Origin of the sequence: Mesorhizobium sp. M1A.F.Ca.IN.020.04.1.1 (genome assembly GCF_003997315.1) — a bacterium.
In the GTDB taxonomy this organism is placed as follows: domain Bacteria; phylum Pseudomonadota; class Alphaproteobacteria; order Rhizobiales; family Rhizobiaceae; genus Mesorhizobium.
This window is the reverse complement of record NZ_RZSN01000070.1, coordinates 1-21,421: the sequence shown is the minus strand read 5'-3', so window position 1 is coordinate 21,421 and position 21,421 is coordinate 1. Positions and strand designations below refer to the sequence as shown.

Below are 21,421 nucleotides of genomic sequence, written 5' to 3'. Positions count from 1 at the left end.
TCCGGTGGTTATTTCCAGATTTCCCGGGCAAGGCGCATGAAGTTGCCGCCTATGACGTCGCGGACCGCTCCTTCCGGCTGACCGCGACGAAGCAGAACCTCGGTCAGCTCTTTCATTTGGGCTGGTGCCGAATAGGTCGTTTCTCCCGCATATTCGCTCTTCGGCCAGAAATGCGGATTGCTGGCGATGATGTCGTCGATGCCTTCGATCTCGACCGGGAAAGCATGGTCGAGGCCGATGCCAACATGGCGTGGGCCAGCGAGATCGATCAGATATTCGACATGGTCGGCCAGCCGTTCGGAATCGGTGCGCGCCTCGCCAAGGAAACGACTGAGCCCGACAACGCCGACGATGCCGCCGGTGCGGGCGCAGGCCTTGATCTGCTCGTCCGTGATGTTGCGACCGTGGGCGCAGAGCGCTTTCGGATTGGAGTGCGAGAAGATGACTGGCCGGTCCGTGTACTCCATCACGTCCATGGTGGTGCGATAGCCGGTGTGGCTCACATCCACGAACATGCCGAGGCGGTTCATCTCGTCGATCACCTGCCGACCGAACGCGGTCAGACCCGGGTCTTCGTCATGGCATCCGCCGCCGGCAAGGTTGTTGCGGTTATAGGCGAAAAGCATCTGGCGCACGCCAAGGCCATGGTAGAACTCGACCATCTCAATCCGGCCGTCCAGGGCGTTCATGCCTTCGATGTCAAAGGTGACCGCCAGCTTGCCTTGCGCCTTGGCAGCGAGGATTTCGTCGGCCGACGAGACGAGCACGTAGTGGGCGGGACGCGCCAGGATCCAGTGGCGGAAGCAGCTGAGATTGGTCACCGTCATTTCCCAGGGCAGCAGATCGAACCCGACATCGATGGACAGATAGTCGACACCGGCGTCTCGCCAGATCCGCAGGTTGTTCAAGTCCGCGGCAGGATCCGGCATGAAGCCGGAATGGGCGTCCCAGACGACTTCGCTATCGAGAATGGACCGGGCTCTGGTTTGAAGGTTCATTGCCGTTCGTACCGGAATTTGCACCAGCCCCAATCTCTACCATATTGGCTAGAATGGGGAAGTTGCGTCCGGTACGCAGAGCAGGTGCAAACTGCCTGAAGCTGGATCTGCCGTCACGCGCAACGGAATCCGAATTGGCCTTCGCCAGCATCTTTCTGCCGAATGACTTCCGGCAAAAACGGGTTGCAGATAGGACCGCCGACGATCTTGTCGGCTCACGAATGGCTCAAACAAATCGAAATTCGCCCTCGCGAGCAAGGCGCCCGCAAAACGCGGACGCTCGCAGCCGGCAGCAACCTGTGTCGATCGTCCGTTACTCTTCCGTCTTGCCCTCGAAATCCAGAAGCTTGCCAACAGGCACGTACTTCTGCCCGTCGAACTGATAGAGCTGCAGTGCCTCAATCGGGAAAATATCGGAGCCGGCTTTGGTGTTCAGCTTGATCCCGTCCAGCAACAGTGGATCGTCCCACTTCTGCATGTTGAAGACGGTGTCGAGGAGCTCAGCCCGGGTCGGTTTCTTCATGTGCTCGAGCGCCTTCACAAGAGCATCGCCGGTCGCGTAGCCGACCTGTCCGATCGTGTTGGCGAAGACGAAGTTGACCTTGGCCGCGGCGATATCGTCCAGATACTGGTCGATACCCGCATCACCGGTTTTTTCCGGGCTAACGATCGGTTTCAGGAAATTCGAGGTGATGATGCCCTTGGCGTTCTCGAGCCCCACCGCCTGCAGGATCGGGTAGGCCGAGGAAAGGTTGGTGACGAGCGTCAGCGGCTTCCAGCCGCTCTCGGCCTGGAAGCGGATTGCTTCACCGCCTTGTTGCGGCGCGGCGATGATCACCAGCGTATCGGCGCCGGAAGCCTTGAGCGCTGTCAGTTGCGTTTCGACGGTCGGATCCTGCGAAGTCACCGGTTGCCGATCGACGACCTTGACGCCTGAGCCGTCGATGGCCTGGTCGAAGGCCTTCATGAAGGTTTCGCCGGTCTCGGTGTTGAGATAGAGGAGCGCGACCTTTGCCTCGGGCTTGTTGTCCTTCAGATAAGTGGCGAACGACGCCGCCTCGGTCGAGAAGGCCGGGACGAACCCTATTTCCTCGTGCGGCGCGTTCAGCTTGTGGACGCCTGAATACATGAAGACATTGGGCACTTTGCGTTGTTCGATATAGCGTCCGATGGCGACATTGTTCGGCGTGGCAGCCGTGCCGACAAGGGCGAAGACTTTGTCCTGCTCCACCATCTCGCGCACATTCGCAAGGGTTCGCTGCGGATCGAGCATGTCGTCCTTGATCACGAGCTCGATCTTGCGGGTCTTGCCGTCGGACATCTTGACGCCGCCCTGGGAATTGGCGGCCTCGACCCGGGCGCGGATGCCTTCTGCGACCGCGCCGACGACGGCGACGGGACCGGTGAGCGGACCGGTGATGCCGATCTTGACGGTGCTGTCGGTGATGCCCGGTGCCTCGTCAGCTTTCGCCGGAGCGACACCGACGGCTAGCGCAAGTATTGCCGCCGTCACAAGCATTCTTGGCATGCGTAAACATGGTCTCATAACTTCCTCCCTAATTGGCTGATTGATCCGGCTTTGCCGTTGGCGTTCGACCGCGCCGTCAAGGCAGCGGCAAGTCTCTCCAGCAGACCGGCAACCCCTCCGCGCGCCAGAAGCATGATGCCGATTAGTGCCAGCGCGTAGATGACGTTGCCGAGTGCGAGATTGATGCTGGACGTCCAGGTCGGGACGAAGGTGATGAACAGCCCGCCGATGAAGGCGCCGACAATGCTTGTCGAGCCGCCTACGATGCTCCCGATCACGATGGTGATGGAAAGTGGGGCGAGAAAGGACTGCGGGCTGATGAAGCCATTGAGGATCGCGAAGACGCCGCCGCCAAGTCCGGCGAGCGCAGAGCTGATGGCGAACGCCCACAGCTTGGTCTTGGTCAGATTGACGCCGAGAGCCTCCGCGATCTGCGGACTGTCCCGTTGCGCCTGGAGCGCGCGGCCGACGTCGCCGAGGAGAACGAGATAGACGATGAATGCCGCGACGCAGGCGCACCCCAGCGACACCAGATAGAGCCAGAGCTCGGAGTAATCGGCCAGGAACGCAGGCGGCTCCAGGGAATCGATCGGCAAGCCGGAGACTCCGCCCGTCCAACTGCCGAGCTTCAACAGAAGCTGCGGAAAGGCCGCCGCGACACCAAACGTGATGATCGCAAGTTGTAGCCCCTGCAGACGCAGGGCCGGCAGTCCGACGACGAGACCGGCCAGCGCGGTAAAAACAGCTGCCGCAGGCAGGGTCGCCAACGGGTGGACGCCATAGGTCGCGTTCAAGATGGCGGTGACGTAGGCGCCGATGCCGAACAGCGTCCCCTGGGCGAGGCAGATCTGCCCGGCAAACCCCATAAGCAGGTTGAGGCCAAGAATGGCGACCGCATAGGAGATGGCGATGCTCACCTGCTGCAACTGGAAACCTGACAAAGTGGCCGGCAGCAATGCGGCGACCAGCACAAAACCAGCGGTTGCCGCGACCGTGCGCCGAATGTCGTTGCTCATAGCTTGGTGACCTTCTGTGAGCCGAACAGACCGACCGGCTTGACCAGCAGGACGAAAAGGGTGAGCCCGATCGGGACCGCGATGCGCATGTCCGCACCCAGAAAGCCGATGTAGTTGGCGCCAAGGCTCTCGCTGACGCCCACCAGAAGGCCTCCGGCTATCGCGCCGAGCGGACTGTCCCAGCCGCCAACGGTTGCCGCGGCAAGGCCGTAGAATAGGATCGGGGTCATCATGGTCGGGCTCAAAAACAGCCGTGGCGCGACCAGCACCGCCGCGATCATTCCGATCGCCGCGGCGAAACCCCAGCCGAGCATCAGCATGCGCTCGACGTTGATGCCCACCAGAACGCTGCGAACGCGGTCGAAGGCCGCGGCACGCATGGAGAGCCCAAGCCTTGTGAAGGCGAAGAGGGAGGCGATGGCCGCGGCCAGGACAATGAGGATCAGCAAGGTACCGGCCGACGAAGCCAGCACCTGTACCTCACCGAGGCTGAAGCTGCCTTCGGGAAAAAGGCTGGGGAACGGCTTCTGCTCGGCGCCCCAGAGCCACGTCACCATCGCCTGGAAGAGCACAAACATGCCGAGCGTGACGACCACTGTCGCCTCGACTGGTGCTGCCAGGAGCGGGCGGACGAAGACCCGAAACGCCAAGATTCCCAGCACAAAGGAACCGGCCAGGCCGATTACAATCGAAAGCCACAATGGCAGGCCCCACAGGCATAGCTGCCAGGTGCAGTATGCCGAGAAAGTCGCCATTTCGCCTTGACCGAAATTGACGACGTTGGTGGCGCGAAAGATCAACACCAGTGCAAGGGCAAGAGCCGCATAGATGGCGCCGGTGGCAAGACCGCTGAGGACGATTTGCAGGAAAAGGGTCAAGCCCAGCCTCCCAACTGCAACGCCGAGGCCGTCGACCTGCGCGCCTTCGATCCGAGAGCCTTGGCCAAGGGAACCCTGGCGTTTGAGGACGGGGAAATGGCGGTTACCACCATCAGGAATGGCAGTCCGGCGGTATCGTGAATGTCGATGAAGGAGGCTGCATCGAGGCGGTCGGCCGACGCCCGCCTTGTAAGACGCGAGACCAGCACGAGGGCAATGACCAGCACGGCGTAGACTCCGCCTGGGGCAATGCCGCAAACAATGATCTGGTAAAACGTCGCCACGTTAGTCCCCAAGGTAAGATTTCTGGATATGCTCATCTGCAAGTATCGCGCCGGCTGAGCCGCCGGCCACGATATGCCCGGCCTCGATGACATAGGCGCGGTCGGCGAACTTGAGCGACAGGTCCGCGTTCTGCTCCACGACCAAGAGCGTCAAGCCATCGATGTCGCGGAGTTCCTTGAAGATCGCGAATATTTCGCGCGTGATGACGGGTGCGAGACCCAATGACGGCTCGTCGCATAGCAGCAGTTTTGGCCGCGACATGAGCGCTCGCGCAACCGCGAGCATCTGCTGCTCGCCTCCGCTCAGATTGCCGGCCAGTTGGGAGCGTCGTTCGCGCAATCGCGGAAAGCGATTGTACCACCGCTCCTTGTCCTGTCGGACCTGGCGGGCATCGGAGACGATTGTGGCGCCCAGCGTCAGATTCTCGTCGACCGTGAATTCCGTGAAAGTGCCTCTGCCCTGGGGAATCTGCGCTAAGCCGCGTTGCAGACGCCGTTCCGGCGCCATCTTTTGCAAGTCGCTTCCCATATAGGCGATCTCGCCGGCCGAGCGGATCGTGCCCGAAAGCGCGCGCAGCAAAGTGGTTTTTCCCGCGCCATTGGCGCCGAGCAGGACGACGAATTCGTTCTGCGCGATTGCGAGCGAGCAGTCAAAAAGCGCCCGTACCTTGCCGTAGGAGGCCGAGAGATTGCGGACGTCAAGCAGTCTCACGTGCTCCTCCCGAGATAGGCGCCGATGACGGCTTCATTGGTCCTGATTTCTTCGGGGCGTCCTGACGCCAGATTTCGACCCAGGTGGAACACATGGATCCGGTCGCACAGGCTCATGACCAAGCCCATGTGATGCTCGATCAGGAGGATCGAGAGCCTGCGGCTATGCCGGATCGTATTGACGAGGGTGCCGAATTCGGTGACCTCGCCATGGGTCAGTCCGCCGGCCGGCTCATCCAGCAACAGGAGCTTGGGCTCGGCCGCCAGGGCGCGTGCGATCTCCATCCGCTTTTGCAACGGATAGGGCAGGGAGTCGGCGCGCACGCTCGATAATGCGGCCATTCCCAACTCATCCAGAATTGATTCAGCCTTGCGGCGGACCGTCTTCTCCTCGGCCCACGCACCGAAGGGATTGAGAAGGGCACGCGCGACTTTTCCACCCATCTTGTGGTGTGCGCCGAGCATGACGTTCTCCAGGACGCTCAGCGAGCCGTACACGCCGACATTTTGGAACGTCCGGGCGATCCCGAGGCCGATGATGTCGCGCACCGCCGAATTGGAGATTATCCGACCCGACAGCTCTACGGTGCCGCGTTGAAGGCGTGCAAGGCAGGTGATGGCATTCAGGAAGGTGGTCTTTCCCGCGCCATTCGGGCCGATCAAGCCGCAAATCTCGCCACCGCCGACGTCGAGCGAGACATTGTCGAGCGCCTGCACGCCTCCGAAGCTGACCGATACGCCATCCGCCGCGAGCACAGGCAAATAGGCGTTGATATGTTCCTGCACAGCCACGCACTCCTCCCAGGCGTGTCAGCGGAACCGGCGCTTCCGCGTCTGTCCCACTTTAGATACCATATAGTATTTGAAGTCTGAGTCGTATGTCAACCGACTTCGCCGGTGCACCTGCACTAAGGCGAGGCGGGTTCCGGCCAGCTGCCCAGTCGGATTGACAAGGTTAGTGAGATACGCTTTGGTATTTGAAATCTGACCGGTATCCGGAAGGGGCCGGTCATGGAGAACTCAGACCGGGGAGGACGGTGTGACTTCATCCTGCCGCAAGGTGCCGCGAGCGTGTGCCCGCTATCCTATAGCCAACAACGGTAATGCGACGTGATTGGCGTTGCCCGATCGCCGCAGGAGGCCGTTATGCTGGCGGTCGCCATTTGCGGCCTTTTGTCGTTCGCCTTGAGCGGCCTGATGCGATGGGGGCGCGTCGATCGCCGTTGGTACGATCTCTTGATCCCGCTCGGCTTCTTCCTGTCCTACTGGTTGACCTACAATCGCCTTCCGTCCTTCCCTCCGGTCGGCGCCGTCAACAAGGTGTTCTACCTGGCGGCGGTTGGATCGATCCTGGGCGTGGCGACGGAATGGACAGGCAGCCGCAGGCTCGGACAGTTGCTGTTGGCGGCAATGCCGGTCGCCTCAGCAGCTTACATCGGCGATACGATTGCCCTGGCGCAGCCTTTCGACCTGGTTGTCGCCGCTCTGGCCGGAGCGGCAGCGCTATATGCACTTCATCGGGAAGCTGACTATCCCGATGAGGGATCAGGCCTGCGCCCTGCGATCATGCTCGCGGTTGCCAGCGCAGGCTTTGCTCCCATTGCCTTCATGGGGGCTTCATCATCCAGCCTGCAACTGTCTCTTGGCGTCGCCTTTGGCATCGCCGGCATCGTGGTTGGGCACCTGTCCCGGCCGAATTACCGCTTCGGATGGGCATCCTTGCTCGGCGGAGCGGCGGGCATGATGGCTGTGGCGCAGACCGTCGCGCTGATCACCCGCAAGATCGACCTTCTCGCCCTTGCGGTGCTCCTGCTGCTTTTCCTGGTCTCTTCGGCCTGCCGCGTGATCCTCGATCGTCTCGATCAGAAAACCCCTGCACTCGCCACGTTCGTCTTCGCAGGGTTTTGCCTGGTGCCGGCCGTCGCGGCAGTCGCAGTCATGCTGGCACGGAAGGGGTTCAGCCTTCCGCTGTGAATTCGCTTTTCGTGCATCAACAAAGGAGGATGGAATGAACTACAGACTGAAACTAGCTTTGCTAGCTGCACTCGCAACGGCGCCAATCGGGCCGGCAACCGCACAGCCGATCACGTTCGACATCGATCCGGTTCATTCCGGCATCGTGTTCTTCATCAATCATCTCGGCTTCTCCAACGTCATCGGCGTCGCAAAAGAGTTCTCCGGGGAATTCACCTTCGACAAGGACGCGCCTGAGGCCAGCAAGCTGCAGGCCAAGGTCAAGGTGTCCAGCATCTCCACCAACAATGCCCAGCGCGACAGCGACATCCAGGGCGCCGACTGGTTCAATGCCACCGAGTTTCCGGAGATCACCTTCGTCGGCACCAAATTCACCAAGTCCAGCGACAAGCAGGGCACCATCACGGGCGATCTCACCATCGCCGGTGTGACCAAGCCGGTGACGCTCGACGTGACCTTCAACGGCCAGGGCAAGAACCCGTGGGACGGCAGTCTTGAGGCCGGCTTCAGCGCGACTGCCAAGTTGAAGCGCAGCGACTTCGGCATTACGGCCAATCTTCCCCTGATCGGGGACGAGGTCACGCTGCGCATCGAAACGGAGGGGCGCGGCCGCAGCTGACGGCGGCTTCGCGTTGTCCTGAGCGCGCCGGACGTCCTCGCGGATGTCCGGCGGTGCTGACTGATAGGCTGCGCGTGGCAATCGTGCAGCAACATTCGCCCATGTAGCGGCAACGAGAGACCATGGCGCGCCGACGATCGGCGCGCCATGGTCTGGCTCGGCTCTCGGGAGGTGGCTGCGCGCTTAAGCGATCGACGAGCGATCGTCGGCTTCGAGGTCTTGCCACGAGCCACGCTCGTAGAGCCACCTGGCCGTATTCTTGATGCCGCCAAACGGAAAGACATGCAGCTGCGCGATTGCCGACTCCGGCTTTGCCCGCAGATGGTGCTCGATCGGGCCGACAAAGCTCTCCGGCGAGTGACTGGTGGCAAGGGCGGCAAGCGAGGCGCTGCGCTTTTTCAAGAAATTCAGCGAATTGCCGACGCCGCACAAGGCGGCGTATTTTAGCAAGGTCGTGATCTTGGCAGTACCGGCCACGCCAAGATGGATCGGCAGGTCCACCCCGGAAACCGCCAGGCCGTCCGCCCAGGCGATGAACTTGTCCGCGTCGAAGCCAAATTGGGTGACGACACGCATCTTTGCCCCGGTCCGCTCGGCCCAGGCGCTCTTCATCCGGAGCGCTGCAATCGCCGCCTCGTCGCCAAAGTCGCGACTGCCTTCCGGATGGCCGGCTACACCGACCTCGGCGATGCCGTACTTGTCAACGAAACCAGTCTCGAGCACCTCGAAAGAGGAGGAAAATGAACCGGCTGGGGTAGCCACGTCGCCGCCGATGATGAGCAAGTCGCGGACACCCGCTTCCTCAGCCAAAGCCTTCACCCGCGTTTCCAGCGCTTGGCGCGTGGTCAGTCGGCGAGCGGCCATATGGGGAACCGCGGTGTAGCCAAGGTCCGCGACGCGACGCGCTGCCTTGACCAGGGTCGGCGTGTCCGCCAGGCCGATATCGGTGATGTAGACCCGGACCCCCGACGGGAAAAGGCCCGGTAGGTCAGGGGAGTCGATCACCTGGCTTGGCGCCATCTCGATCGAGGCGCCGATAGAGGAGGGGCGGATAGCAGCTTTTTCCATGCGCGTGGCTCCGTTGTTAGGCGAAGACGACGGTCTTGCGTCCATTGAGCAAGACCCGATCCTGAAGGTGGAAGGCGACCGCGCGGGCCAGCACGCGGCGTTCGATGTCCCGACCCTTGCGAACGAGGTCCTCGGGCGTGTCGGCATGGGTCACATGTTCGACGTCCTGGGCGATGATCGGACCCTCGTCCAAGTCTTCGGTGACGTAGTGCGCCGTTGCTCCGATCATCTTCACGCCGCGCTCATGCGCCTGGTGATAGGGCTTGGCGCCCTTGAACCCCGGCAGGAAAGAATGGTGGATGTTGATGCAGCGGCCGGAGAGATAGGCTGAGAAGTCGTCGGATAGGATCTGCATATAGCGGGCCAGCACGATAAGCTCGGCGCCGCTATCTTCTATCACGCGCTTGATCTTCGCCTCCTGGGCGGCCTTGGTCTCATGGCTGATCGGGAAGTGGTGGAAGGGAATGGCGTCGTCGGAGGCGAGGTTGAGACCTTCTCGCGGATGGTTGGAGACGATGGCGACAACCTGCATGGGCAACTCGCCCAGTCGTTGGCGGTAAAGCAGGTCTACCAGGCAGTGGTCGAATTTCGAGACAAGCAGCAGAACCTTGCGGGGCAGGTTCTGGGGCCGCAATGTCCATTGCAGGCCGAAGCGGTTGACCTCCTCGGAAAAACGCCCGGCGAGATCATCGAGGGGCGAAGGCAAATCGAACGCTACCCTCATGAAGAACCGATCCGTCTCGGGGTCGTCGAATTGCTGGGCCGCGGTGATGTTGGCGCCATGTGCTGCCAAACGGCTCGCCACGCCGGCGACGATGCCCGGCCGGTTCTTGCATTGGAGCGTAAGCAGATAGGACTTTTCCATACCCGGTCTCCGGGTTGACGGCCGAGCTGAAGGGCAAGGCGGTTTCTCGCGTCGCAAAGCGACACCGGCAGGAGGTCCCGCCAGTCTGTTGTCGTCGGGTGCGGTTGCCGTGAGGGGAGGGCGGCCGTGATGCCGCCCTCGGTTCAGGCGTGCGGCTTAGGCGTTCTTGCGATAGCTGGTGCGTGCGTGCGCGTCGATCGGCGCCGGGTGGACGGTGGCGCGGATCTTGAACTGCACGTGGTCTTCAACCTGCACCTTGGAGGATGGCTTGGGCTCGCCCCAGACCACCACCAGTTCGGTGCCAGGCTCTGCCACTGCCGCATCCACGACCGCGATCGACATCATCGAACGGTAGTTGGCCGAGTATCCGGTATGAAGCGAACGCCCGGCCAAGCTTCCGTTTGGCGCCTCGACCCGGTCGTAGTGATAGGTCGCGTAGTGGGCGATCGGAAGGTTGATGAACTTCGCTCCGACACCTGGCTGGTACATCGAGGCCCACGCCTTGGCGACGTCGTCGCCGTTCCACTGCAGCGTCACCTTGCGGTTGGCCGTGGTCCGGCCGTCGGCGACCTGGGCCTCGAGGGCCTTGCGGCCGATGAAGTCGTGGTCGAATTTGACGATCTTTCCGTAGCCCACGTCGTAGGGCGAGAAGTAATAGTCCTCGATGTTCTCGGAAAAGAAGCTTCCGCCGAGAGACACATTGGCATCGATCTCGTCCGCGCCAAGCCACTTGCGGAAGCCCGCCGTGCTCTTGCCCGAGTAGAACGCCGGCAACGGGCGCGGAAGCCATCCGGACTCGAGCGAGTTGGTCAGGTAAGCCCGGCCGCCGACCTGAATCATGTTGTGCTTTTTGCCCGCCTCGAGCAGAGCGGCCCGAACGACCTCATGATCGGCCCAGGGCCCGACGAACTCGAAGCCTGGTTCGCCCGCCATGCCGTGGCGAAGCGCGCGGACCATCTTGCCGGCGATCGTGAAGCGGGTGCCGTGGAAGAACTTCACATCCGGCGGCTCGCCGCCGATGAGTTCCCGGATCACGTTGAACGCGCCAGGTCCCTGGATCTCGTAGCGGTAGCACAGCGGATTTCCCTTGCGGGCATAGGACGGATTGTCCCGCACGAGCTCGACGTCGTAACCGCCGGTCTCGGCATGATACTGAAGCCAGTTGATCGTCGGCGGAATGCCCACCGCCTGGAATTCGTCTTCCTCATAGCGGAACAGGATGTTGTCGCCGATGAGCTGGCCCTCGTCGTTGACCGCTACATACTGCTTCGCGGCGTTGACGGGAAAGTATTCAACGCTGTTGATCGCCGTGTCGCGGATGAGCTTCAGCGCATCCTTGCCGCGGATGTTCAGGTCGGCGAGATGGTGCGACTGGTCATAGAGCACGGCGTTGCTGCGCCAAGCGAGCTGTTCGTCGCGCCAGTTGGTGAATTCCGGCGTCACCGGCGTGCTGACGATCGGCGGGCTCTGCGATTCCCAGAGCATGGTTTGGGCGCTTCCAGCGTCAGCGATCTTCTGTTCGAGATTAGCAGCCATTTTCAATCCTCCTGTGCAGCTCCTTTCCGGCTAAGCCCTTGCAGGACATCTAACAACCCAATAGGTTCGATACAGGTGATCGAAATTTTGCATAGAGAGTAGGCGCCATGCTGTCGGAGGAACTTGCCCAGATCGACCTGAATGCTTTGCAGGCATTGGTCATGGTCAACGACTGCCGGTCCTTTTCAGAGGCGTCGGAGCGCCTCGGCGTCAACCAGTCGACGATCAGCTATTCGATCAAGCGGCTTCGAAAGGCCTTCAACGACCCGATGTTCGTTCGGCAGGGCAACTCGATCCTGTCGACCGACAAATGCCGTCAACTCGCCCAGGAAGCGCGCGATGTCCTCGAGCGCATGCAGGCGTTGTCCTCTCTGCAAGGTTTTGATCCCGCTACGTCCACGGGCAGCGTGACGATCTCCTGTAACCATCACGAGCGTATGTTCCTGATGCCGGCCTTCGTGCGCCAGGTCCAGCAGCAGGCGCCCCAGATCGCAGTCAACATTTTTGAATCCGCGGTGCACGGCAGGCAGCAGCTCAAGGAAAACATCTGCGATATCGTGCTTGGCCCGGTGGCGATTTTCGGCGATATCTACTACCGGCGCAAACTCTTCACCGACCGCTACGCTTGCATCATGGATTCCAGCCATCCGCTTGCGGCCGGCGAACTGACGATGGATCGCTACCGGCAGACGCGGCATATCGCCGTGACCCACAATGGCCAGTGGGAGGCGTTGTACTTCGCGGCGCTTCGGGCAATCGACGTCAGGATTACGCCGAGCGTGATCGTGCCGAGCCACGACAATCTTGAAGCATTGATCCGGGGCACGGAGCTGGTCGCGACCATTCCCTATCGCCTGGCCCGCCGGCTTTCGGACAAGTTGACGTTAAAACCTTTCCCTCTCGAGGTGCTGATCCAGATCGACATGTATTGGACCGAGCGTTCTCACTATTCGGGCCTGCATGCGTGGACGCGCCAGATCCTCGCCGACGTGGCGGCAACGATCTGAGCGGTCCGAAGCCCAGCCGAGGCTGGTGTGGTCTCTGGGATGGTAACCGCCGCGTCAGACAGTGGCGCCGAGCATGATCACGGAGATCGTCGCCGGCTGGTCGCCTGGATTGCGCCATGCGTGACGAGTGCCCTGCTGGACTACGGTGTCGCCGGCATTTAGCTCGACAGTCCTGCCGTCATCGAGTTCCAGGATCAGTCTGCCCTTGACCACCGTGACGTAGTCGACGGTCGGGGTCTGGTGCATGCCAGGGCTGTCCGGCTCCATCCGCTCGGCAATGCCAGGTGACGCCTCGATGAGTTCGGGACCAGCTACCGCGGGGTTCCATTCCGATGACATGTAGACGCTGTCGGGAGGGAAAGTAATGATCCAGAACGATGATCCGCCTGCCGGCATGACCATGGTGCCGGTCGTCTCCATGGGGTCCTTGTTGTCGATGCTCCGCAGCTCTGGCGCCTCCTCGATTTTCCACTGTGGCGACGATACGAAACCTGGCGTGTGGCGCAGGACCATTTCCCCAGGGGAGGGACCGTCACTGACGACCACTGACTTACCGGCGTTGTCCCTGCCAGTGACGATGCGCCGAACCTGCATATCAAACCTCCCAGGTAGATGTTCAAAGTCACAGTGCCGAGATGAGGCAAGCGAGCGCCCAAAAAAGCGGGAATTCCGGTCCCATCTGCTGCCAGCGCCATTTGGCGCCGTTGATCTTCACCACTGCGTAGGCTGCTCCGAGCAGCACGACGATCGCGCAACCGGTTGCTGCTTTCGAATAGACGTTGAAAATCATGCCGAGCGCGGCAAGCACCTCGAGGACGATTGTCAGGACAAGGAATGCCTTGCCAGGCTTCAGACCGGCCTTCTCAAATGTGACCGGCGCCTTATCGAAGTTCCTGACCTTCCCGATCAGATGCGGCAGGAACCAGACTCCACATAGGATCCTCAGGCAGTCCTGAGGCTGCAACTCGAACGGCATTGTACGTCTCCTCCCAGCAGCGTGACGGCTGCAGTCGTTGTGAGCGGGCCCGGTTTTGGCCGCCAGCCACCCTGCGAAATCGAGCGTAGGCCCGAGGGCAGCAGCGATGGTTGGTACCGGCACCGCAAATCGGGTCTTGCGTCTCCCAATCCAGATACTGTACGGTATCCACAGTCCAATCGGAATGTCAACTCGATCCGGTTTGGCGGTATTTGAGGAGGAACATCGTGACAGTGATGATGCGCGCCGCACGGTTGCATGCGGTAAACGAACCAATGCGGATCGAGGAGATCGCCAAGCCTCGAGCGTGCGGAACAGATGTCGTGGTCGAGGTCAAAGCCTGCGGTATGGTCCCGAACCTCGCCAACGTGCTGAACAACTGGGAGAACTGGTATCCTCACCAGCCGCTGCCTCCCAAGCCCGCGACGTTTGGCCTTGACCCCGCCGGCATCGTGCACGAAGTGGGCGAGCAGGTCGTTGCCTTGAAGCCCGGAGACCGTGTCTACGTCAATCCGTTGCGTTCGTGCGGTGCCTGCCACGCCTGCGCCAGCGGCAACCAGATGAAGTGCGACTACTTCACCTTCGCCGGATATTTCGGGTTCAATCGCAACAGCCTGGAAATCTACAAGCGCTATCCCGGCGGCGGCTTCGCTCAATTCATGCGCGCGCCCCAGAGCGCCATCGTCAAGATACCCGACAATATGACGTTTCCGCAGGCTGCCCGCATGGGCTATCTCGGCACGTCCTATTCGGCGCTCAAGAAGCTGGGCAACCTTGCGGGCAAGTCGCTGATCATCAACGGCGCGACCGGGACGCTGGGTGTCGGCGCCACCATGTTCGCGCTCGCCATGGGGATATCCACCATCTACGCGGTCGCGCGCGGCAAGCCATTGCTGGAAAAGCTGAAGCGCCTCGCGCCGAACCGGATCGAGATTTTTTCCAGCCTGGACGGCAAGGTCGCGGACTGGGTGCGCTCCAAGCACCACTCCGGCGCGGATCTCATGCTCGACAGCCTTGGCGCGGTGGCCGACGTCAACGCCATGAGGGACGCGATGATGGGCGTCAAACGCGGCGGCACCATCGTCAACATCGGCGGTACGGGCGCCGACATGCTGTTCAACACCAAATGGTGGATGGACAATTCGATGGTGCTCACCGGTTCGGCCTGGCTCAGCACCGCGGAGGGCATCGAGATAGCGGAGCTGGTCCGGTCTGGCGCGGTCGACCTGTCCGTGCTGGAAGCCCGCACCTATCCGCTGGACCAGATCAATGAGGCGATCAACGGCGTAGCCTCGGGCGACGGTGGCTTCACCAACTATGTGCTGGAGCCCTGAGCTGCGGTTGGAGAATGCCATGATAATCGACTGCCACGGTCACTACACCACCGAGCCCCCGGCGCATCATGCCTATCGCAAGGCCCAGGTGGCGTTTGCCGAGGGCCAGCGCGACGCAGGTCCGGTCTATCCCGCCATAAGCGACGAGACGCTTCGCGCGACCGTCGAAGAAAACCAGCTTCGTCTTCAGCAGGAGCGCGGCTCGGACGTGACAATTTTGTCGCCCCGGGCCTCGGGCATGGGTCATCATGTCGGCAGCGCTGCGCTGAATGCCGAATGGTCCCGTGTCTCCAATGATCTCATTGCGCGCATCGTGGACCTGTTCCCGCTGAACTTTGCCGGTGTCTGCCAGCTGCCGCAGTCGATGAGCGGTGACCTCGCTCCTGTGCTGGCTGAACTCGAGCGCTGTGTGGACGAGCTCGGCTTCGTCGGCTGCAATCTCAACCCCGATCCGTCCGGCGGCTTCTGGTCCGCGCCGCCAATCTATGACCGCTACTGGTATCCGCTCTTCGAGAGGATGGTCGAGCTCCAGGTGCCGGCCATGATCCATGTCTCGGGCGCGTGCTCGGACTGCCTGCACACCACCGGTGCGCACTACATCAATGCCGACACCACGGTGTTCATGCAGCTGATCCAGGGCGACCTGTTTCGCGCTTTCCCAGACCTCAAGCTAATCATTCCCCACGGCGGCGGCGCGGTTCCCTATCACTGGGGCCGCTATCGCGGGCTGGCAATCATGATGGAAAAGCCGGATCTCGCCACGCACCTGATGCGCAACGTCTATTTCGACACCTGCGTCTACCACCAGGCGGGGATCGACACGCTGTTTCGCGTGATCGGTCCGGACCACATCCTCTTCGGCTCGGAACTGCTGGGCGCGGTCAAGGCGGCTGACCCGCTGACCGGCTTCAACTTCGACGACACGCGCCGTTACATCGATGCTTTGGGCCTCGACGAAGCCGACCGCGCGGCGGTGTTCGAGGGCAATGCGCGCAAAGTCTACCCGCGGCTGGACGAGAGGCTCAAGCGACAGGGTCGCTAGCGAGGTCCGGCCGGCACGAATCTCTGGAGATATCAATGGCAAAAGTCGTGACAAACACCGAACGTACGCCGATCGAAGTGTGCGACGCACTGGGCGCGCTGGGGGTGGCAACCGTTCACGAGGCCCAGGGACGCAAGGGGCTGCTGGCCTCGCGGCTGCGTCCCATCTATGACGGCGCCAGGATCGGCGGCAATGCGCTTACCTGCGAGGTGGCGCCGGGCGACAACTGGACCATTCATGTTGCATTGGGGCAGGCGCGGCCGGGCGATGTGCTCGTCGTGACTCCGATCTCTCCATGCGAAGACGGATTTTTCGGCGACCTTCTGGCTGAATCGGCGATGGCGCTCGGCATCCGAGGCCTCGTGATCGATGCCGGCGTGCGCGATGTGGCTGCTTTGCGAGCGATGAAGTTCCCGGTCTGGTCGAAGGCGATCTTCGCTCAGGGAACGGTAAAGGAGACGCCGTGCGATTGCCAGGTTCCGATCATCTGCGCCGGTGCCCGCATCTGCCCTGGCGACGTGATCGTCGCCGATGATGATGGCGTCTGCGTGGTGCCGCGTGCCAATGCCGAGTTGGTTGCGAGAACGGCACGAGAGCGGGAGGCGGCCGAGGAAGACAAACGTCGCCTCTACGCTGCAGGCAAGCTCAGCCTGGACGTCAACTCAATGCGCGAACGGCTGCGCTTGAAGGGACTTGTCTACGAATAGGCACCCGACGTCCACGAAGGAGAATCGGTCGGCCCACCAACGTGGCGTGGCATGGTTCGCGTCAGGACGCTGCAGTCCGCTTGCGCACGGCCTTTCCGTTCTTGTGCCTAAAAAGATGAGCCTCGTGCATCGACGTCAGCGCGACCCGCACCATTTCGCCGGGCGCCCTGTCGTCCATAAAACTCGACATGCCGCCATAGACGAGTTCGAGGACGATACCGCCGACATAGAGTGGCCGGGGTTCCGCATCCCCATACGGAAACAGCTTCTCCGACAACAGCCTGCCCAGCCCTTCCCACTGGTCCCTGAACAGGCGCAGGTGCCGATCCTCCAGCGTGTTGTCGCGGCGCGCGATGCGCAGCAGGTCGATGGCCAGCGTTCCCCAGCGCTTGTCCTTGGCGCGTTGGTTGGCCCATTCGCAAATGGATTCGATGACATCCTTCGGCTCGTCAACGCTGCGAAGCCTTTCGGTCAGTTCGACCACATCTCCGCCGGCGTTGCGCTCCAGCAGTTGCAGGAAGATGTCTTCCTTGTTCGTGAAATTGGAGTAGAAGGCCCCCTTCGAGAAGCCGGCCTCCTCTGCGATCCGCTCGATCGATGCGCCGGAATAGCCGTCTCGGGCCACCATCTCGCTGGCCGAAGCCAAAAGCTTTTCGCGCGTCAAGGCTTGGCTTTGTTCACGGGTCAGTCGCGCCATCTTTGATCATCCAATGAACGTATCGGGATACCCAGCGTATCTGAGCAAGCAACTTAGGGTCGTCGACCTCCAAGGGCAAGCGAAGGTGAGGGGTCAGTTGCGGGATTGCTTTGGTGCACGGCAGGATGGGTTCAGCCGACAGTGGTGCAAGCGGCGTCGAGGTAAGAAGCATCGAAGGCGTGCAGCGCTTGGCTCCGAAGGGCCTCATCGAGCAAATGCGCGCGGATCATCAGGTCGATCGTCGTGCGCAATGCGTTTGCCGGCACGGCCAGCTTGTCCGGCCACATGCCCATGTCACGCATGTATCCTAGAGCACGATTGGCCAGGGTGGAGCTTTCCGGCGTGGTGATGCGTTGGAAGATCGGCAATGTTACGTCCTGCCGCGCCGGTTCATTGGTGATCGCATGGGCCTCAATCAGGGCGTTGATGAAGCGTATGACCACATCTCGATTGGCTTGCAGCCACGATGATCGGCCGATGACCGCGGTGAAGAGGATCTCGGGTATGAACTCATTGACCTCGCCGATCAGCTTGTAGCCTTGGTCCTCGGCCAGGAAGTTCCACGGCGCGGGCTGGGGAGCACAGTCGACTTGCCCGGCCTGCAGCGCCTCCCACCGTTTGGTATGAATACCCGCAAGCACGAATTCGTAGTCGGCGGGGTAGTGCAGTCCTTGGGAAGCCAGCACAATCTGCGTGTAAATCGCAGTACCCTCGGTGAGCGAGGACGTGCCAATCCTCTTTCCTCGAAGGTCCGCCAGGGTGGCGATTTCTGGCCGCGCCACGAGAGACATCGGCAGCCGCACTGCATTGGCCGCAACAATGCGCAGTTCTCCACCGTTCACGAAGTCCGCGACTGCTCCTTCTGGCGGCGTAATCGCAAGGTCGGCCTCACCCTCAAGGACAGCTCCCGTTGCCTTGTCGACGCTGCCGAAGCGCTTGTATTCGATGGCAATGCCGTGCTTGCCGAATAATCCCAACTCGTCTGCAAGGAAGACCGGAAGCCAATTGAATCCCTGCGCTCCGCCCGCGAGGCGAAGCTGGGCAGGCGTGGAAGGATCAGCTGTCGTGTTTTCGGCCATTGGCTCCTCCCGCCGGTATTCAGCACTGGGCGTTTAAATACTATAGGTATTGGAATTCTAAGCGGTATGTCAACCGGCCGCGCTTTTTTCCTCGCAGCCCGGCTGACTGAGCTACCGTGAACAATGGTCCGCGTGCTCTCGATCGCGAAAAGCGGCCAACAGGGGCTACGGCCCTTGGCACCATACTGCACATGCTATCGTGAATTCGAAGCGGTCCTAAACGGCGCCGCTTCTCTTAAGTCCAGTTCCGGACGCCAGATTCTTGCTGCCGGTCCACGCAATCCAAGGCCCTAGCCGAGTGCCCTAGACGAAGACCTGATCGATTTAGCTAAATCATTGAATAAAAGATGAAAATGGTTGGCTGGGGCGCCAGGATTCGAACCTGGGAATGTCGGTACCAAAAACCGATGCCTTACCACTTGGCGACGCCCCAGCAGCCGGGCGGTGCCCGCTGCGCGCGGCCTTATAGGACGAGCCGGTCGAAAGCTCAATGCCTGGACCTCTGACATCCAAAGTAATCTAGCCGCATGTCTGCGCCGGCGGATTGCCGCCGCGTTCGGGCGTAATCTGGAGGGAGATCGATCCGGCGACCGGAATTGCGGGCTATTCGCCCCACACGGCCAACTCGTTGCCGGCCGGGTCGGTGAAGTGGAACCGCCTGCCGCCTGGGAAGGAAAAGATCGGCTTGATGATGCTGCCTCCGGCATTCTCAACGGCCTCCAGCGTCTCCTCCAGGTTTTCGGAATAGAGCACGGGCAGCGGTCTGGCGGGCGCTTCGCCCGCATCGGCCTGGAAGCCGCCGTCGAGCCCCTCGGCAAAAGCGGAGTAAGTTGGCCCGTAATCGGTGAAAGACCAGGAAAACGCCGCGCTGTAGAAGGATTTGACGCTGTCCAGCGTGCCGCCGGTGGCCGGAAGTTCCAGATAGTCGAGTTTTCCCTCGAGTTTCATCGCGCTACTCCACTTTGTTCTTGTTGTGTTCTATCTCGCGCAACTCACACCGGCAAGTCTTTTTGACGCAGCTTTTGCTTAATCGATTGTAGTCGCGGCGCTTGCTTTGCCGGCGCTTGCCTTTCGCAATGCAGCATCTTATCGCTCGGATCGGAAGGGCGGGGACCGGGGCCTTGGCCCGGGTGTTGTCTATCTTCCAAGGGACCTGGAGGGCATGCATGACCAAGTGGGTTTACACCTTCGGCGACGGTGCCGCTGAAGGCCGAGCCGGTGATCGCAACCTGCTCGGCGGCAAGGGCGCCAACCTTGCCGAGATGTGCAGCCTCGGCCTGCCGGTGCCGCCGGGCTTCACCATCACCACTGAAGTCTGCAATGCCTATTACGCCAACGGCCGCACCTATCCGACATCGCTTGAAGCGGATGTCCTGGCGGCGCTCGACCATATCGGCAGGCTCACCGGCCGCAATTTCGGCGATCCGTCGAAGCTGCTTCTGGTCTCGGTGCGCTCCGGCGCCCGCGCTTCGATGCCAGGCATGATGGATACCGTGCTCAATCTCGGCCTCAACGACGAGACGGTGGAGGCGCTTGCCGCCGATTCCGGCGATGCCCGCTTTGCCTATGACAGTTACCGCCGCTTCATCCAGATGTATTCCGACGTCGTCATGGGCCTCGATCACGAGGTTTTCGAGGAAATTCTCGAGGACCAGAAGGCGAGCCTCGGCCATGAGCTCGACACCGAACTGACGGCCATCGAATGGCAGGGTGTGATCGCGCTCTACAAGGCCAAGGTCGAGGAGGAGCTCGGCAAGCCGTTCCCGCAGGACCCGCGCGAGCAGCTCTGGGGCGCCATCGGCGCCGTGTTTTCGAGCTGGATGAACAACCGCGCCATCACCTACCGTCGCCTGCACGACATCCCGGAAAGCTGGGGCACGGCGGTCAACGTCCAGGCCATGGTGTTCGGCAATATGGGCGACACCTCCGCCACCGGCGTTGCCTTCACCCGCAATCCCTCGACCGGCGAAAAGCAGCTCTATGGCGAATTCCTGGTCAATGCGCAGGGCGAGGACGTGGTGGCCGGCATCCGCACGCCGCAGAACATCACCGAGGCCGCGCGCATCGCTGCGGGCTCCGACAAGCCCTCGCTGCAGAAACTGATGCCGGAAGCTTTCCAGGCCTTCGTCGATATTTCCGACCGGCTGGAGAAGCATTACCGCGACATGCAGGACCTCGAATTCACCATCGAGCGCGGCAAATTGTGGATGCTGCAGACCCGCTCCGGCAAGCGCACCGCCAAGGCGGCGCTCAGGATTGCCGTCGAGATGGCGAAAGACGGGCTGATCACGAAAGAGGAGGCGGTCGCCCGCATCGATCCGGCCTCGCTCGACCAGCTCCTGCATCCGACCATCGATCCCAAGGCGGCGCGCGACGTCATCGGCGTCGGCCTGCCGGCCTCGCCGGGTGCGGCCACCGGCGAGATCGTCTTCTCCTCCGGTGAGGCCGAGGATGCCAAGGCGCAAGGCCGCAAGGTCATTCTCGTGCGCGTCGAGACCAGCCCGGAGGACATCCACGGCATGCATGCCGCCGAAGGCATCCTCACCACGCGCGGCGGCATGACCAGTCATGCCGCCGTGGTGGCGCGCGGCATGGGCAAGCCCTGTGTGTCGGGTGCCGGCTCGCTGCGAGTCGACTACAAGGCCGGCACGCTGATCTCGATGGGCCAGACCTTCCGCAAGGGTGACATCATCACCATCGACGGCGGCAACGGCCAGGTGCTGAAGGGCGCCGTCGCCATGCTGCAGCCGGAGCTGTCCGGTGACTTCGCCGCCATCATGGAATGGGCCGATGCCGCGCGCCGCATGAAGGTGCGCACCAATGCCGAGACGCCGCTCGACGCGCGCATGGCGCGCTCCTTCGGCGCCGAAGGCATTGGCCTTTGCCGCACCGAGCACATGTTCTTCGAAGGTGACCGCATTATCGCCATGCGCGAGATGATCCTGGCCGACACCGAGAAGGACAGGCGCTCGGCGCTCGACAAGCTTCTGCCGATGCAGCGTTCGGATTTCCTCGAGCTGTTCGAGATCATGGCGGGCTTGCCGGTGACGATCCGCCTGCTGGACCCGCCGTTGCACGAATTCCTGCCCCAGACCGACGCCG

22 protein-coding genes and 1 tRNA gene are annotated in these 21,421 nt (G+C 61.8%); 7 read left to right on the top strand and 16 right to left on the bottom strand.

Features of this window, described 5'->3' with window-relative positions; genetic code table 11:
• Nucleotides 1–8 precede the first annotated feature (8 nt).
• The 7 genes from EOA49_RS16010 to EOA49_RS15980 all read right to left on the bottom strand — a co-directional run bounded on the left by EOA49_RS16010 (nucleotide 9) and on the right by EOA49_RS15980 (nucleotide 6,207).
• The gene (locus tag EOA49_RS16010; RefSeq protein ID WP_127239392.1) at nucleotides 9–998 is read right to left on the bottom strand and encodes a membrane dipeptidase; all 990 of its coding nucleotides are present in this window, start codon (nucleotides 996–998) and stop codon (nucleotides 9–11) included.
• A gap of 313 nt (nucleotides 999–1,311) precedes the next feature.
• Nucleotides 1,312–2,526: an ABC transporter substrate-binding protein gene (locus EOA49_RS16005; protein WP_245322294.1), complete on the bottom strand. Its 1,215-nt coding sequence runs from the start codon at nucleotides 2,524–2,526 to the stop codon at nucleotides 1,312–1,314.
• 14 nt (nucleotides 2,527–2,540) lie between these two features.
• Nucleotides 2,541–3,542: a branched-chain amino acid ABC transporter permease gene (locus EOA49_RS16000; protein ID WP_067327881.1), complete on the bottom strand. Its 1,002-nt coding sequence runs from the start codon at nucleotides 3,540–3,542 to the stop codon at nucleotides 2,541–2,543.
• Entirely contained in the window at nucleotides 3,539–4,420 is an 882-nt protein-coding gene (locus tag EOA49_RS15995; RefSeq protein ID WP_127239391.1) for a branched-chain amino acid ABC transporter permease, read from the bottom strand. The genes EOA49_RS16000 and EOA49_RS15995 overlap by 4 nt, the downstream gene beginning before the upstream one ends.
• Nucleotides 4,417–4,704, bottom strand: a complete 288-nt coding sequence (locus EOA49_RS15990) for a hypothetical protein (protein ID WP_067327883.1) — start codon at nucleotides 4,702–4,704, stop codon at nucleotides 4,417–4,419. The genes EOA49_RS15995 and EOA49_RS15990 overlap by 4 nt, the downstream gene beginning before the upstream one ends.
• A 1-nt stretch (nucleotide 4,705) precedes the next feature.
• Nucleotides 4,706–5,416 (bottom strand): ABC transporter ATP-binding protein, encoded by a 711-nt coding sequence (locus tag EOA49_RS15985; RefSeq protein ID WP_127239389.1) that lies wholly within the window; start codon nucleotides 5,414–5,416, stop codon nucleotides 4,706–4,708.
• Nucleotides 5,413–6,207, bottom strand: a complete 795-nt coding sequence (locus EOA49_RS15980; RefSeq protein ID WP_067327884.1) for an ABC transporter ATP-binding protein — start codon at nucleotides 6,205–6,207, stop codon at nucleotides 5,413–5,415. Before EOA49_RS15980 ends, EOA49_RS15985 begins: the two co-directional genes overlap by 4 nt.
• 444 nt (nucleotides 6,208–6,651) lie before the next feature.
• Here EOA49_RS15980 and EOA49_RS15975 point away from each other — a divergent pair, with 444 nt between their 5' ends.
• Together EOA49_RS15975 and EOA49_RS15970 are read left to right on the top strand one after the other, a co-directional pair.
• Complete coding sequence (locus EOA49_RS15975; protein WP_127239388.1) at nucleotides 6,652–7,389, top strand: hypothetical protein; 738 nt, start codon at nucleotides 6,652–6,654, stop codon at nucleotides 7,387–7,389.
• A gap of 34 nt (nucleotides 7,390–7,423) precedes the next feature.
• Nucleotides 7,424–8,008 carry a YceI family protein gene (locus EOA49_RS15970; RefSeq protein ID WP_127239387.1) on the top strand — a complete coding sequence of 195 codons (585 nt, stop codon included), beginning with the start codon at nucleotides 7,424–7,426 and terminating at the stop codon, nucleotides 8,006–8,008.
• Nucleotides 8,009–8,191: 183 nt separating this feature from the next.
• Here the strand turns inward: EOA49_RS15970 and EOA49_RS15965 are convergent, their stop codons facing one another.
• The 3 genes from EOA49_RS15965 to EOA49_RS15955 all read right to left on the bottom strand — a co-directional run bounded on the left by EOA49_RS15965 (nucleotide 8,192) and on the right by EOA49_RS15955 (nucleotide 11,477).
• A complete protein-coding gene (locus EOA49_RS15965) occupies nucleotides 8,192–9,076 on the bottom strand; it encodes a methylenetetrahydrofolate reductase (protein ID WP_127239386.1) in 885 nt (294 codons plus the stop codon).
• A 16-nt stretch (nucleotides 9,077–9,092) separates the two neighbouring features.
• On the bottom strand, nucleotides 9,093–9,941 hold the full coding sequence (purU, locus tag EOA49_RS15960; RefSeq protein ID WP_127239385.1) for a formyltetrahydrofolate deformylase: 849 nt from the start codon (nucleotides 9,939–9,941) through the stop codon (nucleotides 9,093–9,095).
• 156 nt (nucleotides 9,942–10,097) lie between these two features.
• On the bottom strand, nucleotides 10,098–11,477 hold the full coding sequence (locus tag EOA49_RS15955; RefSeq protein WP_127239384.1) for an aminomethyltransferase family protein: 1,380 nt from the start codon (nucleotides 11,475–11,477) through the stop codon (nucleotides 10,098–10,100).
• Nucleotides 11,478–11,584: 107 nt separating this feature from the next.
• On the opposite strand from EOA49_RS15955, the gene EOA49_RS15950 reads away from it, so the two are divergent.
• On the top strand, nucleotides 11,585–12,484 hold the full coding sequence (locus tag EOA49_RS15950; RefSeq protein ID WP_127239383.1) for a LysR family transcriptional regulator: 900 nt from the start codon (nucleotides 11,585–11,587) through the stop codon (nucleotides 12,482–12,484).
• A 54-nt stretch (nucleotides 12,485–12,538) separates the two neighbouring features.
• Here EOA49_RS15950 and EOA49_RS15945 read toward each other — a convergent pair whose 3' ends face one another.
• Both EOA49_RS15945 and EOA49_RS15940 read right to left on the bottom strand, forming a co-directional pair.
• A complete protein-coding gene (locus EOA49_RS15945; RefSeq protein ID WP_067327891.1) occupies nucleotides 12,539–13,078 on the bottom strand; it encodes a cupin domain-containing protein in 540 nt (179 codons plus the stop codon).
• A 28-nt stretch (nucleotides 13,079–13,106) separates the two neighbouring features.
• Nucleotides 13,107–13,460 carry a DoxX family membrane protein gene (locus EOA49_RS15940; protein ID WP_066997887.1) on the bottom strand — a complete coding sequence of 118 codons (354 nt, stop codon included), beginning with the start codon at nucleotides 13,458–13,460 and terminating at the stop codon, nucleotides 13,107–13,109.
• A 236-nt stretch (nucleotides 13,461–13,696) separates the two neighbouring features.
• On the opposite strand from EOA49_RS15940, the gene EOA49_RS15935 reads away from it, so the two are divergent.
• From EOA49_RS15935 to EOA49_RS15925, 3 genes are read left to right on the top strand one after another with little or no spacing between them, the layout of a single operon-like run.
• Nucleotides 13,697–14,794 (top strand): alcohol dehydrogenase catalytic domain-containing protein, encoded by a 1,098-nt coding sequence (locus EOA49_RS15935; protein ID WP_164746630.1) that lies wholly within the window; start codon nucleotides 13,697–13,699, stop codon nucleotides 14,792–14,794.
• Nucleotides 14,795–14,813: 19 nt separating this feature from the next.
• Nucleotides 14,814–15,836, top strand: a complete 1,023-nt coding sequence (locus EOA49_RS15930; RefSeq protein ID WP_127239381.1) for an amidohydrolase family protein — start codon at nucleotides 14,814–14,816, stop codon at nucleotides 15,834–15,836.
• A 35-nt stretch (nucleotides 15,837–15,871) separates the two neighbouring features.
• Nucleotides 15,872–16,543, top strand: a complete 672-nt coding sequence (locus EOA49_RS15925; protein WP_127239380.1) for a 4-carboxy-4-hydroxy-2-oxoadipate aldolase/oxaloacetate decarboxylase — start codon at nucleotides 15,872–15,874, stop codon at nucleotides 16,541–16,543.
• A 61-nt stretch (nucleotides 16,544–16,604) separates the two neighbouring features.
• On the opposite strand, the gene EOA49_RS15920 is transcribed toward EOA49_RS15925, so the two are convergent.
• The 4 genes from EOA49_RS15920 to EOA49_RS15905 all read right to left on the bottom strand — a co-directional run bounded on the left by EOA49_RS15920 (nucleotide 16,605) and on the right by EOA49_RS15905 (nucleotide 19,267).
• Nucleotides 16,605–17,240, bottom strand: coding sequence for a TetR/AcrR family transcriptional regulator (locus tag EOA49_RS15920; RefSeq protein WP_066997878.1), 636 nt, complete (start codon nucleotides 17,238–17,240; stop codon nucleotides 16,605–16,607).
• A 131-nt stretch (nucleotides 17,241–17,371) separates the two neighbouring features.
• Nucleotides 17,372–18,319: an ABC transporter substrate-binding protein gene (locus EOA49_RS15915; RefSeq protein WP_127239379.1), complete on the bottom strand. Its 948-nt coding sequence runs from the start codon at nucleotides 18,317–18,319 to the stop codon at nucleotides 17,372–17,374.
• A gap of 358 nt (nucleotides 18,320–18,677) precedes the next feature.
• Nucleotides 18,678–18,752, bottom strand: a tRNA-Gln gene (locus EOA49_RS15910).
• Nucleotides 18,753–18,922: 170 nt separating this feature from the next.
• The gene (locus tag EOA49_RS15905) at nucleotides 18,923–19,267 is read right to left on the bottom strand and encodes a VOC family protein (protein ID WP_066997872.1); all 345 of its coding nucleotides are present in this window, start codon (nucleotides 19,265–19,267) and stop codon (nucleotides 18,923–18,925) included.
• 218 nt (nucleotides 19,268–19,485) lie between these two features.
• On the opposite strand from EOA49_RS15905, the gene ppdK reads away from it, so the two are divergent.
• Nucleotides 19,486–21,421: pyruvate, phosphate dikinase (gene ppdK, locus EOA49_RS15900; RefSeq protein ID WP_127243247.1), on the top strand; the 1,936-nt coding region annotated here is incomplete at its 3' end.